Origin of the sequence: Burkholderia sp. Bp8991 (assembly GCF_003853795.1) — a bacterium.
Classification (GTDB): Bacteria; Pseudomonadota; Gammaproteobacteria; order Burkholderiales; family Burkholderiaceae; genus Burkholderia.
On sequence record NZ_QTQJ01000031.1, the window covers coordinates 23040 to 35586 of the forward strand.

Annotated in this window: 11 protein-coding genes and 1 tRNA gene; 3 read left to right on the plus strand and 9 right to left on the minus strand. The window is 63.1% G+C overall.

The features are described 5' to 3' along the window. Positions 1-118: 118 nt before the first annotated feature. From DIE02_RS27890 to DIE02_RS27935, 9 genes are all read right to left on the minus strand, one after another. Positions 119-2788 carry a DUF927 domain-containing protein gene (locus tag DIE02_RS27890; protein ID WP_124529920.1) on the minus strand — a complete coding sequence of 890 codons (2670 nt, stop codon included), beginning with the start codon at positions 2786-2788 and terminating at the stop codon, positions 119-121. Then, entirely contained in the window at positions 2785-3276 is a 492-nt protein-coding gene (locus tag DIE02_RS27895; protein WP_124529922.1) for a hypothetical protein, read from the minus strand. Before DIE02_RS27895 ends, DIE02_RS27890 begins: the two co-directional genes overlap by 4 nt. Continuing rightward, a complete protein-coding gene (locus DIE02_RS27900) occupies positions 3269-3571 on the minus strand; it encodes a hypothetical protein (RefSeq protein ID WP_124529924.1) in 303 nt (100 codons plus the stop codon). Before DIE02_RS27900 ends, DIE02_RS27895 begins: the two co-directional genes overlap by 8 nt. Further along, a complete protein-coding gene (locus tag DIE02_RS36165) occupies positions 3564-4268 on the minus strand; it encodes a hypothetical protein (protein ID WP_260441531.1) in 705 nt (234 codons plus the stop codon). Before DIE02_RS36165 ends, DIE02_RS27900 begins: the two co-directional genes overlap by 8 nt. Next, positions 4268-4576 carry a transcriptional coactivator p15/PC4 family protein gene (locus tag DIE02_RS27910; protein WP_260441532.1) on the minus strand — a complete coding sequence of 103 codons (309 nt, stop codon included), beginning with the start codon at positions 4574-4576 and terminating at the stop codon, positions 4268-4270. The genes DIE02_RS36165 and DIE02_RS27910 overlap by 1 nt, the downstream gene beginning before the upstream one ends. Before the next feature lie 399 nt (positions 4577-4975). Beyond that, the gene (locus tag DIE02_RS27920; RefSeq protein ID WP_124529926.1) at positions 4976-5629 is read right to left on the minus strand and encodes a hypothetical protein; all 654 of its coding nucleotides are present in this window, start codon (positions 5627-5629) and stop codon (positions 4976-4978) included. Positions 5630-5663: 34 nt separating this feature from the next. Further along, positions 5664-6896, minus strand: coding sequence for a phage integrase central domain-containing protein (locus DIE02_RS27925; RefSeq protein ID WP_124529928.1), 1233 nt, complete (start codon positions 6894-6896; stop codon positions 5664-5666). A 167-nt stretch (positions 6897-7063) separates the two neighbouring features. Further along, positions 7064-7138: transfer RNA gene (locus DIE02_RS27930), tRNA-Arg, on the minus strand. Between the two features lie 147 nt (positions 7139-7285). Continuing rightward, positions 7286-7468 (minus strand): rubredoxin, encoded by a 183-nt coding sequence (locus DIE02_RS27935; protein WP_006478164.1) that lies wholly within the window; start codon positions 7466-7468, stop codon positions 7286-7288. 199 nt (positions 7469-7667) lie between these two features. On the opposite strand from DIE02_RS27935, the gene DIE02_RS27940 reads away from it, so the two are divergent. From DIE02_RS27940 to DIE02_RS27955, 3 genes are all read left to right on the plus strand, one after another. After that, positions 7668-8075, plus strand: a complete 408-nt coding sequence (locus tag DIE02_RS27940; protein WP_124487169.1) for a DUF4399 domain-containing protein — start codon at positions 7668-7670, stop codon at positions 8073-8075. 217 nt (positions 8076-8292) lie between these two features. Next, positions 8293-10278, plus strand: a complete 1986-nt coding sequence (locus DIE02_RS27950) for an ATP-binding cassette domain-containing protein (protein ID WP_185640880.1) — start codon at positions 8293-8295, stop codon at positions 10276-10278. A gap of 258 nt (positions 10279-10536) precedes the next feature. After that, positions 10537-12519, plus strand: a complete 1983-nt coding sequence (locus DIE02_RS27955; protein WP_124487170.1) for a DNA topoisomerase IV subunit B — start codon at positions 10537-10539, stop codon at positions 12517-12519. Positions 12520-12547 lie beyond the last annotated feature (28 nt).

A 12547-nucleotide genomic window follows, 5' to 3' on the forward strand; every position in this document is an offset into this window, starting at 1 on the left:
AACGGGGTTACGCTGTCGAGGTTACGCGGAGCGCCTTTATTGGTAAGGCTTTCGAAGTCGCGTAACTCACGTAACCCGTGTAACCCCGTTTTTGAGGGTATTGGTAAGAGATCGCGGTTCACTTCGAGTCCCCCCAAAGGCGAGCGGTGAAGACATACACCTTCGTCGGCCCCTTACCGGGTAGTCGCTCAGCGCGCTGGGTCCGGCCGTTGGCCCCGGGCCGAATCCATTCAGCATCGGCGAGAGCTTTAGCTACGCTCTTCGGCTCATAGCCTGCGCAAATCTCCCGCTTGAACACTTCCGGGAGCACCAGATACTCGGTACCGTGCTCACCGGCGCGGCGGAAGCCGGCTCGGTTGATCGTCGGACGGTCCGACGTATCGCTCAGGTCCGAGAAGCGCGATTCCTCGTGCGCCTCGAAGAATGCCTTCACGTGCGACAGGATCGCGTCCCGCTCCTGGTTGCCCGCGCCGCCGCGCCCATCCAACCAAACGGCGAAACAAGCGGCGGCGGCGCCGAGCGCATCACCTTCATTCCAGCCCGAAATGCCAGCAGCGGTCGCATACTCGCCGGCCAGCCCGATCAGGGCGAATCGCTGGCAGACACGATGTGCTTGGCCGCTGGAGTCGGCGGGCAGGTTTCCATCCACGAACCGGCGGATTTCATCCTTGAGCCACATCCCGATCTCGTCGCGATCGCGGCAGAGTGCCTCGAGGAATGCGAGGGCTGCCGTGCCATAGTCCTTCACGGCTGCCTCGTTGATCGCGGTTGACAGCTCCGCGCCGCCGGCCATACCGTGGAGTTCCTCAAACAGGCCGAACCCTGCACCAGCGTCGGCGGGGATCTCGACCAGGCGTACTTCCTGACCAGCCTTCGTTTTCTTGCCGACCGATTGGAGATGCTGGCTCAAGCCGATTTCGCCGGCGGAGAGGAACAGCAGCTTCCAAGTCTGCCGGGCGCGTGCCGTGCCGGTGCGTCCCGCTCGAGCCTTGCCGCTGCCGTTTGCGAGCATGTAGGCGATTTCACCGGCTTCACGTGCATCGACCTGCGCGAGCTCGTCGAGCACGAGCAGCGTGTCATTGTGGAGCGATGCCAGCCCCTCCAGGCCGTTCGCCGTCGCGCGCCAGCGCTGCATGTATTCTTTGCCGCCGAAAACCGAACAGGCTGCGCGAAGCGCAGTCGTCTTGCCGCACGACGAGTCACCCACGAAATTCAGGCCGCCCGATTCCTGCCCGGCGTACTCGAGCATCATTGATGCGAAGGCAGCCGACACGGCGAGCAGCAAGCGAGAATTGCCGACGCAGAGCCGAGCGACACTGGCTTTCCAGTCGTCGAGCGTGCCAGCCTGAGAATACGTACGCATGACGCTCTCGGCCTGGAATATCACGCGCTCGGACGCCTCGCCTATCGTCCGGTCGGGGAACACGAACGCGCCGCCATGCCAGCCGGTACGCGTAACGCAGCGACCGCGCGCCATCGGCCTTGCGCACGTGACGTATTCGGTTAGCTTGTTGCGCGCCTTGTTACCAGGGGCTATGTCCAGGCCGAGCCGTGCCAGCTCACCGCGCATGTCTGCGCCATCGGACCGAAGCATCTCCATCGGCATTGCCCATACATGCGGATGGCCGTCGGCGTCGTTCCACTCGAGCAGTCGCCCCCAGTTTTCCGATGCCCGGTCGCGCACCAATGCGCGAACGTGAAGAGGAGAGCAGATCCAGTGCGGCGTGCCGTCGTCCTCTTTGTAGAATACGCCGCGGTCGGTAACGAGAAAGCCGGACGGGACATAATCATCCTCCGACTCCTCGGCCGCATTCGTTACTGATATATTCGCTGCGGCTTCGTCATCGCATTCCGCCGTCTGTCGCAGATCGACAACTGCGTCGACACAGCGCTTCACGGCATCCAGTCCGGCGTACATTGCCAGGTCATTGAAGTCGGTCGCGCCATCCGGCCGAACGTCTCCAAAATCAGGGAAGACCAGCACTGCGCCTGTCGCGTGAGCGGTTTCCGTGGCCTTCGCCAGGCCGGGATTGCCGGGCGTCTCGTAATCGTCGTCGCCGCACACCACGAGGCGAGCCGCCCGATACTTCGCGCGCAGCGCCGCACTGACGCTCAACAAATTTCCGGCGTTCATCGCGGCGACGACGGTGTGCTCGGTCGCTTGATGCAGGCTGCACGCCGTTGCCCACCCTTCGCAAATGAGGATCGTGTCGCCGTCGGCAGGGTCTTCGCCGACCAGGCAGAAGCATCCGGCAACGCGGCCGCCAGATTTGAATCGCTTGGTTCCGTCAGACTGGATGTACTGCGCCGAGTGCAATACACCATCGATATCGCTCAGCGGGATCAGCAGTTGGTCGCGGAGCTGCTTTGCCCCACGCGGGCGGATTCTCTTCGCGAGTACGTAACCGTGGTCACCACGAACTCCGTCAGCTTTCTCCCAGTGCTCGGCAACGGCAACGCGCGCCGCCTCGGCATCACGGGCTTCCTCGGCTTCACGAGCAGCTTTGATCGCGCGGATACGTTCGCGGTTGACCGCCCGCTCGGCGTCGGTCATCTCGTTCGGCGCTTTGGAGCACCACGTTTCGGAAACGCCCGTTTTCCAGTCACCGAAGCTCCCGGCCGGGATTCCATCGCCGTGCAGGACGTACCAGGCCGACTTCTTGCCGCGCTTGTCTTCCGGGCCGTCGAAGCGGTGCAATTTTCCGTCGGCAATAACCTCCGTCGGCTGAAGATCATACGCAGCCATCGCCGTGACGAATTCCGTTTCGATGCTTATCACCGTACTCATGCACTCTCCGCTTCTGGTGAGGAGTACTCAGAGCTATGCACACGCCAAGATTCCGGGATTGCTCTCGCGCTAACCGACTCCATAGCGGCATGCTTCTGATTCACGCCGGCGCCGGCGCGTGCAACCGCGGCCGCCTTCAGCAACGCAGACGCAGCGCCGTGCTCATCGGTCCATCTAGCAACGCGCTCGAGCTCCCCCACCAGCAGATCAGAAGCCACGCGGGCCAAGCCAAGCAGTGCGGACATGCTGGAGTCGCTCACAGGCGGCTCTATTGCTTCCCCGTCGTCGCGATTAGCATAGTTATCCGCTCGGACGGCGTTCGTGGTCTGGAAATGGAGCACCTCTGCGATTCCGCGGGCCACCTCAATAGCTTGATCAAGTGCGCCCATCAGCGGCTCCGCGTTCAGGCCGCCGCGGCCACCCACTTGGCGCGTCGCCCGGGCAAACTGCGAGGTAATGCCGTCATCCTCGAGAAAGTTCTTATCCACGATGTTCCCCCGCTTGTTCGATTTCAGCGTCGATGCATTCCAAGATTTCGGTCAGCCGATACGAGATGTCGCTCGCGCTATCCGACGCGAGGTATTCGACGAGCGAGCCGAGCCGACTCACGGTCGGGTCGTTATCCTTCGCGAGCCTAGCGATGCTGGTGCCAAGAGCCGCCAGATCCGCGAGACGGTCGTCGGCTGCCGATGCAAGTTCCGCCAACATGGTGCGGAGATCACGAAGGTGCTGAATCGGGGTAGCGCGAGAGGCCTTCCGTGCCGAGATAGCCGCCTTAGTCATGGCGCACCTCCGCCGTCGTGTCCCGACAAACGGTTGACGTGAATACCAGCTCTGCGCGGCCGATTTGGTGTGCCAGAAGGCCGCGGGCAAGGGCCGCGAGATCTGCGATCGCGTCATCGTTGTCGGACGCCAGCCGCTCGATAGATTCGAGGATGCTGGCGATTCGATCGAGGGCCTGCAGTGCCGCCGCCGCAGTGTCATGGGCAGACGGGAACGTCCACGTCGACGTCTGGCACTCGTTGCGCGCGATCGCCGCAATATCGACGAGTGCGGCACCGGCAATATCGAGCGCTGACGCGAGACTAGGCGCGAGTGCGGCCGAACGAAGTGCGACGCTGACTTTACCGGTGAGGAAATTCGAGAACTGGGATTGCTCGGGACGAGCGGGGATATGGCGCAACATGGTGCGGCCTCCATCGTGATTGAAGAAGGCCCGCTTCCCGTCGCCAAACGGGGTGGGCGGGCGCTGAACAGGGTTGGCGAACCGGCACGATGGCACCGGCAGACCCGAAGGTCTCCCCGCCCAGGCCCACCCATTGACTGGACGTGCGAAGGCGCACGGACGTAAAAAAACCGCACTGCGGCGGTCGTCCGCCATCATGATCAGGTCGCCAAACCTGGTGGCTGCTGTTTCAGCCACGTCAAAAGTATACGCGCCGAGGTTTACGGGCTGCAAGGCCTTTTTGTGGATCCGCATCAGTTCGCTCCGCGCGGATCGATGGCGCGCGCCGCCCGGCCTAGTGCCTGCATGAGCTGTGGCAGAAGTGTCGGTTTGAGCGTGACGCCGGAGCGGGAGGGGCGATATTGCCCATCGGTCCCGACGAACCAGATTCGGATGCCGATGTATTCGTGACCTTTGAATTGATCAACGGTGATACGCAGCCGTTCACGCGAGTTTTTTTGAATCTCCTCGATAAGCGTGCCGGGATGTTCTGGCTCGCCGACGTGACGCTCTTCCGTTACGCTCGATTCGGCATTGCAGGGTCGCATGCTTTCATCTTTCATCGCACGCAGCCTCCGCACGATAGCCCATCGGATCGGCGAGCCACCGTTTGATTTCGGAGTTCGGCCATACCGTGCAGGATGGCGACTGACACATCCGCTTCGGAAACCGGCCTTCCTTTTCGCGCAAACGTACCCATTCGCGCGAGTAGCGGACGAACGGCCTCAGATCACGCCACCGGCTATAGCCAATGGTCGGGAACGCATCAATGTTGGGTAGGGGCGGAAGCGGTGGAAGGGGAGTGCGTTTTGCCTTTCGAGGTGTCCTGACTGTTACCTTGGATGCCATGTTCGGTACCTTGCGAGTGGTTGTGAGACATGGCGCAAGTTTGCGAACAATGGTGACCCAAGCCGAGTAGGTTTGGTGTTTCGAGTGCGGTTCCAGGTGCCTGCGGAGCGCGGTTAGGAGTCTTCGGAGCGGGTTTTGCTATCCAAATCACCCTTCCGCTCGCTTCGGATCAAGCGGACAAGTTTCTCGTATGAGAGCGGAGCGCCATTGATTCGCGCTTTCTCGGCGGCATGAGACGCAGGCAGCTTTTCGACTCCTAGCGAACGAATAATCGCCATGGATTTGGCGATCATTTCGTCAATGGTTTCGCGCCGGCCAGCTGCTCCCTTCTTCCCGTTGCTCGACTTGCGTTCTATTTCCATGGCAGTTGCCATGGCCATGCCGTGGATATTGGCTACTGAGCTCAATAGTGCTGCTGCGGAAGTCCATTCCTGTTGGATCAACCTAGATTCCACCCAGCCGGCGACGACGGTTCCGAAGGCGATTGAGGTGAGTAGTGCGCGTTTCGTTGGAGTTCCAAATTTCTCTGACATCCAGAGACTCGATTCTTGATAGGCCGCAGCTTCGTCTGTGTTTTTCGGCGCCGATGTGTCTTGATCAACAATTTGCTGCATGGCTCGGTGGGAGAGCATGAATAACGATAGCTCTTTATCAGCCATCGACATATTGAAATGTCGATCGAGCATGGCATCCATGCTGCTCATGTATTCCGCGAGCGTATCGCGTATGCCCTTCGAAAATTCTGTCTCAAAATTTTCCATCGCCATGACGTGTCCTATTGGTTGCGCTATATCGCATTGCTTAGGTGTTTGGTGGCGAGAATGGAAGGATTTTCGCGCCAACCTGCAGCTCGTCGAGATAATCAGCCCAGTGTTGCATCATCGTTCGCCGTTCAGGCAGAAACTCGGCATGCACATACGCTGCAGTGACCTGGTTGCGCTCGGCGTGAGCGAGTTGGCGATCGACGACGTCTCGACGGTAACCGAGTTCGCGCAGAATCGTTGCGGCCAAGCCGCGGAATCCATGCCCGGTCATGCGCGACTTGTAACCCATGCGGTAGAGCGCATAGAGCATCGTGTTGTTCGAGATGTGGCTTCGGCCTTGGACGCTATAAAAAACATGCCGGTGAGTGCCGTTCAGCTCTCGCAATGCAGCCAATGTGTCGAGCGCCTGGCGCGACAACGGGACAATGTGCGGATCACGCATCTTCATTCGCTCCGCTGGAACTCGCCATTCGGCCGCGCGCTCGTCAAACTCGTCCCATTCCGCGTTGATCATTTCCTTCGTTCGAACAAACGTCAGGGCCATGAAGCGAAGCGCGAGCCGAGTGACGAGATCGCCTTGGTAGGCGGCAATGTCCCGCATGAGCTGCGGGATCTCGACGGGTTTGACTCGCGCCATGTGTTGGACTCCGGCACCTTTCTTGAGAACGGTTTCGGCATCGATGTCCGCAGCAGGATTGCGGGGGCATCGCCCGGTCATGATTCCGTACTGGAATACCGCACGTGAACGCTGGAGAATGCGCTTTGCTGTTTCTCGCACGCCGCGAGATTCAACGGTCCTCAGGATCTCGAGCATGTCAGGCGCCTCGATGTCTCGGATCGGACGATGGCCGATTCGCGGGAAAACGTCGACCTCCAGCGAACTGATCACCTTGCCCGCATACACTTCAGTCCAGCCGTCTTTCTGGGTAGTAAACCACTCGCGCGCAACAGCCTCAAACGACGATGCGACTTCGATGGCCCGAGTGCGCTTGACTTCCCGCTTCCGCTCGGTCGGATCGACTCCCGATGCTAGTTGCTTCCGTGCATCGAGGCAGGCCTGCCGAGCCTCGGCCAGTGTTACCTCCGGATAGACGCCGAAGGCGGCGCGCTTCTCTTTGCCGTCGAATCGGTACTTCATCCGCCAGTAGCGTGATCCGTTCGGCATCACCTCTAGGTACAGCCCCTTGCCATCTGCCAGGCGATAGGACTTCTCGGCCGGCTTGGCCTTGCGGATTTGCATCTCGGTCAGCGGGGTAGCGCGCTTCGGCATGGCGTGGGGGCATCGAGTTTGGGGGCATGGAGGCATGTCCCAAAAGATGCCCCCAAGTTAGGTTGCTTGTACTGGGCAACCTTGGGCAATGATGGCAGCAAAAGCCTAGGCGACACAAGGCTGTGCGCGACTTTTTGGGCAAACTTGGGAAGTGTTGGGAACTTAGATGGTCCCCCCGACAGGAATCGAACCTGTATCTAGCGCTTAGGAGGCGCTTGTTCTATCCATTGAACTACGGGGAGAGCCATGTCCGCGATATCGCGTGCGGAAGACGCGACCGGGACGGCGATGTGGACAGCGCGCAGAGTATAGCAAACGCGCGGCGCATCGGCGGACGGAATGCGTGCCGATACGCGCCGCGTGCCCCGGTCGTGTCCGAAAGAGCCGAATCAGAAATCGACGACGACGAAATCTTCCTTGCCCACGTCGCACAGCGGGCAGCGCCAGTCGGCGGGAATGTCGGCGAAACGGGTGCCGGCGGGGATGCCCTCGTCGGGCAGGCCTTCCGCTTCGTTGTAGACCCACCCGCAAATCAGGCAGACCCAGCTCTGGTATTCGGTTACTTCGCTCATGTGGCGCTCGGGATGATGAAAGTCGGTGACGCCGTCCGCGGCGTGGCCGGCGGACGAAAGGCGCAATGGTACCGGAATTTCGCCGAACGCCTCCGCAACGTCGTTTTAAACGTACGCATCGCGAACAACGACCGTCATCGCGCGGGCCGGGCGCGCAGTGTATGCTTCGTGAGCCTTTCAAATCTGAAGGAGAAAAACGATGCTCAACAAGAAGAAATGGATCGCGGGTGTGGTTTGTGTCGCGGCGCTGGCCGCGTCGACGCTCGCGCGTGCCGAGGCGCGCGTGTACTTCGCCGAGCCGAAGGATGGCGCGACGGTCTCGAGCCCCGTGCACGTGAAGTTCGGCCTTGAAGGGATGGAACTCAAGCCGGCCGGCGACATGACGCCGGACACGGGCCACCATCACCTGCTGGTCGACGGCAAGCCGGTGCCGAAGGGCGACGTGATCCCCGCCACCGACCATTCGCTGCACTTCGGCAAGGGCCAGACCGAAACCGACCTGAAGCTGCCGCCCGGCCAGCATACGCTGACGCTGCAGCTCGGCGAAGGCGCGCACCGCTCGTACGGTCCCGAGCTGAGCTCGACGATCACGGTCAACGTGAAGTAATCGCGCGTTCCGCCTGCGGGCGCCCGGCCGGGAAACTGCTGCCGGATGCCCGCCGCCGGCCCCGCATGACGCCAACGCGCGCGATGCCGGCCCCGCCCGCCGAGCGCGCGCCATCATGCCGCCGCAGCAAAAACGCAGCGCTTAAGCAGCACAAAATGATTCGCCCTCCGGCCTAGTCCATCCGGCCATCCCGGCGCAGGCGTCCGCCACCGGTACAATGGGCGCTTCCGATTTCTCTCTTCGCCGTCTCCCCATGTCGCTTTATTCCATTACCGGCGCGCAACTCGCGTTCGGTCACGTCGCGTTGCTCGATCACGCGGACTTCTCGCTGGAGGCCGGCGAGCGCGTCGGCCTGATCGGTCGCAACGGCGCGGGCAAGTCGTCGCTGCTGAAGATCGTCGCCGGGCTCGCGAAGCCCGATGACGGGCTGATTACGCGCCAGCAGGAGCTCGTGACCGTCTATGTGCCGCAGGAGCCCGAATTCGAACCCGGCGCGACCGTATTCGACGCCGTGGCATCGGGGCTCACGCACACGCGCGAAGTGCTCGAAGAATACGATTCGATCGCGCATCGCCTCGCTGAAACACCGGAAGGCGCCGAACACGACGCGCTGCTCGCGCGGATGAACGCGCTGCAGTCGTCGCTCGATGCGCACGACGCATGGAACTGGCGCACGCGCGTGTCGATGACGCTCGCGCAGATCGGCCTGACGGACGGCGACGCACAGGTAGACGCATTGTCGGGCGGGATGCAGAAGCGCGTCGCGCTGGCGCGCGCGCTGGTGCTGCAGCCCGACGTGCTGCTGCTCGACGAACCGACCAACCACCTCGACTTCGACGGCATCCGCTGGCTGGAAGAACTGCTGGTCGCGCAGCGTGCGGGCCTGTTGTTCATCACGCACGATCGCGCGTTCCTCGACCGCGTCGCGACCCGTATCGTCGAGCTCGATCGCGGACGGCTGCTGTCGTATCCGGGCAATTTCTCCGCGTACCAGACGCGCAAGGCGCAGCAGCTCGAAGTCGAGCGCGTGGAAAACGAGAAGTTCGACAAGCTGCTCGCGCAGGAAGAAGTGTGGATCCGCAAGGGCGTCGAGGCGCGCCGCACGCGCAGCGTCGGCCGCATCGCGCGGCTGGTGCAGATGCGCAACGAGCGCGCGGAGCGCCGCAATTCGCAGGGCAACGTGAAGCTCGACGTCGCGCAGGGCGAGAAGTCGGGCAAGATCGTCGCGGAACTGACGGACGTGACGAAGCGCTACGGCGAGCGCACGGTCGTCGACACCTTCTCGACGACGGTGATGCGCGGCGACAAGATCGGCTTCGTCGGCCCGAACGGCGCGGGCAAGACCACGCTGCTCAAGCTGATCCTCGGCGAGCTGAAGCCCGACGCGGGCACGGTGCGCACCGGCACGAACCTGCAGGTCGCGTATTTCGACCAGATGCGCGCGCAGCTCGACCAGGAAAAGAGCCTGGCCGACACCATCAGCCCCGGTAGCGAATGGGTCGAGATCGGCGGCGTGCGCAAGCACGTGATGAGCTATCTCGGCGACTTCCTGTTCGCGCCGGAGCGTGCGCGCTCGCCGGTGAAGTCGCTGTCGGGCGGCGAGCGCAACCGGTTGCTGCTCGCGCGCCTGTTCGCACGTCCGGCCAACGTGCTGGTGCTCGACGAACCGACCAACGATCTCGACATCCCGACGCTCGAACTGCTCGAGGAGCTGCTGGCCGACTACGACGGCACGGTGCTGCTCGTCAGCCACGATCGCGCGTTCCTCGACAACGTCGTGACGTCGGTGATCGCGGCCGAAGGCGACGGCAAGTGGCGCGAATACGTCGGCGGCTTCACCGACTGGCAGATCCAGAGCGAGCGTTCGCAGCAGCTTGCGCAGCAGGAAGCGGCGAAGCGCGCGGTGAAGGAAGCGGCGCCGGTCAAGGAAGACGCGGCGAAAGGCGCGGCCGGCCGCAACGCGCAGCGCACGGTGAAGCTGTCGTTCAACGAGCAGCGCGAACTCGATGCGTTGCCGGAGAAGATCGCGGCGCTCGAGGAAGAACAGAAGACGATCAACGCGCAACTCGAAGATGGCTCGATCTTCGCGAAGGATCCGCAGGAAGGCACGCGCCTGACCGAGCGGTTCGCGGCGATCGACGACGAGCTCCTCGCCGCGCTCGAGCGGTGGGAGACGCTCGAGGCAAAGCGCAAGCCGGTCTGACGCACCACGCGTGGCGGCCCGGCGCGTCGGAGCGCCGGCCGGCAGCGCCGTGCGACGATCTTGCGGCGGCGCGCCACGCGGAACCAGTAAAATACCGCGCGTCCCGGGTCGCTCGGCGCACGCCGCGCGCCCGCTTTCGGAGCAGTCCAAGCACACCGTTGTTTCGATTCGCTTTTTTACGGAACTCAACGTTTTGTCCACGACGTTATCCACACGAGGTGTGGACAACGTCCCGATGAATGACGAAATTCAGCGCCTATGTCAACGAAGAAGCCCAGCGCGGCCTATAGCGAAGCATCGATCAAGGTGCTCAAGGGCCTCGAGCCGGTCAAGCAGCGGCCCGGCATGTACACCCGTACCGAAAATCCGCTGCACATCATCCAGGAAGTCATCGACAACGCGTCCGACGAGGCGCTCGGCGGTTACGGCAAGCAGATCACGGTCACGCTGCACGCCGACCAGTCGGTGTCGGTCGAGGACGACGGCCGCGGCATCCCGTTCGGGATGCATCCCGAAGAGGGCGTGCCGGTCGTCGAGATCGTGTTCACGCGCCTGCACGCAGGCGGCAAGTTCGACAAGGCCGCCGGCGGCGCGTACACGTTCTCGGGCGGCCTGCACGGTGTCGGCGTGTCGGTGACGAACGCGCTCGCGACGCGTCTCGACGTGACGGTCTGGCGCGACGGCAAGATCGCCGAACTCGGCTTCGCCGACGGCGACGTCGTGAAGCCGCTCGCGACGCAAGGCGCGGGCCGCGGCGAGAAGAAATCCGGCACGCGCGTGCAGGTGTGGCCGAATCCGAAGTACTTCGATTCGCCGAACCTGCCGCTCGGCGAGCTGCAGCGTCTGCTGCGCTCGAAGGCCGTGCTGCTGCCGGGCGTCGAGGTCGTGCTCGTCAACGAGAAGACCGGCGAGCGCCAGGCATGGAAATACGAGGACGGCCTGCGCGGCTACCTGCTCGACGAGATGAACGGCAGCGAGCTGCTGATCCCGCTGTTCGAAGGCGAGCGTTTCGCCGATGCGCGTTCGACCGACGACACCTTCGCCGAGGGCGAGGGCGCGTCGTGGGTCGTCGCATGGAGCGAGGAAGGTTCGCTCGTGCGCGAGTCGTACGTGAACCTGATCCCGACGCCGGCCGGCGGCACGCACGAGTCGGGTCTGCGCGACGGCCTCTACCAGGCGGTGAAGAGCTTCGTCGAACTGCACAACCTGCAGCCGAAGGGCGTGAAGCTGCTCGCGGAAGACGTGTTCGCGCGCGTGTCGTTCGTGCTGTCCGCGAAGGTGCTCGATCCGCAGTTCCAGGGACAGATCAAGGAACGCCTGAACAGCCGCGACGCGGTGAAGCTCGTGTCGTCGTTCTCGCGTCCGGCGCTCGAACTGTGGCTGAACCAGCACGTCGAGCACGGCAAGAAGCTCGCCGAACTCGTGATCAAGCAGGCCCAGGCGCGCACGCGCGCGGGCCAGAAGGTCGAGAAGCGCAAGAGCTCGGGCGTCGCGGTGCTGCCGGGCAAGCTGACCGATTGCGAGACGGAAGACATCGCGCGCAACGAACTGTTCCTCGTCGAGGGCGACTCGGCGGGCGGTTCGGCGAAGATGGGCCGCGACAAGGAGTACCAGGCGATCCTGCCGCTGCGCGGCAAGGTGCTGAATACGTGGGAAACCGAGCGCGATCGCCTGTTCGCGAACAACGAGGTGCACGACATCTCGGTCGCGATCGGCGTCGATCCGCACAGCCCGGACGACACCGTCGACCTGTCGAACCTGCGCTACGGCAAGATCTGCATCCTGTCGGACGCGGACGTCGACGGCTCGCACATCCAGGTGCTGTTGCTCACGCTGTTCTTCAAGCATTTCCCGCAGCTGATCGAGCGCGGTCACGTGCACGTCGCGCGGCCGCCGCTGTTCCGCGTCGATGCGCCGGCGCGCGGCAAGAAGCCCGCGCAGAAACTCTATGCGCTCGACGACGGCGAACTCGAGGCGACCCTCGACAAGCTGCGCAAGGACGGCGTGCGCGAAACGCAGTGGAGCATCAGCCGCTTCAAGGGTCTCGGCGAAATGAGCGCGGAGCAGCTGTGGGACACGACGATGAACCCGGACACGCGCCGCCTGATGCCGGTGAAGCTCGGCGAGCTCGACTACGAGGCGACGGTTGCGCGCATGACGATGCTGATGGGCAAGGGCGAGGCAGCCGCGCGACGCGGCTGGCTCGAGGAAAAGGGCAACGACGTCGAAGCGGACATCTAAACCCGCGCGGCCGGGCATGACGCCCGGC

Excerpts from the sequence above, each read along its gene's own strand:
- DIE02_RS27955 (WP_124487170.1), top strand. The coding sequence starts at position 10,537 with ATGTCAACGAAGAAGCCCAGCGCGGCCTATAGCGAAGCATCGATCAAG.
- DIE02_RS27950 (WP_185640880.1), top strand. The coding sequence starts at position 8,293 with ATGGGCGCTTCCGATTTCTCTCTTCGCCGTCTCCCCATGTCGCTTTAT.
- DIE02_RS36165 (WP_260441531.1), bottom strand. The coding sequence starts at position 4,268 with ATGCGGATCCACAAAAAGGCCTTGCAGCCCGTAAACCTCGGCGCGTAT.
- DIE02_RS27890 (WP_124529920.1), bottom strand. The coding sequence starts at position 2,788 with ATGAGTACGGTGATAAGCATCGAAACGGAATTCGTCACGGCGATGGCT.
- DIE02_RS27940 (WP_124487169.1), top strand. The coding sequence starts at position 7,668 with ATGCTCAACAAGAAGAAATGGATCGCGGGTGTGGTTTGTGTCGCGGCG.
- DIE02_RS27900 (WP_124529924.1), bottom strand. The coding sequence starts at position 3,571 with ATGACTAAGGCGGCTATCTCGGCACGGAAGGCCTCTCGCGCTACCCCG.
- DIE02_RS27910 (WP_260441532.1), bottom strand. The coding sequence starts at position 4,576 with ATGAAAGATGAAAGCATGCGACCCTGCAATGCCGAATCGAGCGTAACG.
- DIE02_RS27935 (WP_006478164.1), bottom strand. The coding sequence starts at position 7,468 with ATGAGCGAAGTAACCGAATACCAGAGCTGGGTCTGCCTGATTTGCGGG.
- DIE02_RS27925 (WP_124529928.1), bottom strand. The coding sequence starts at position 6,896 with ATGCCGAAGCGCGCTACCCCGCTGACCGAGATGCAAATCCGCAAGGCC.
- DIE02_RS27920 (WP_124529926.1), bottom strand. The coding sequence starts at position 5,629 with ATGGCGATGGAAAATTTTGAGACAGAATTTTCGAAGGGCATACGCGAT.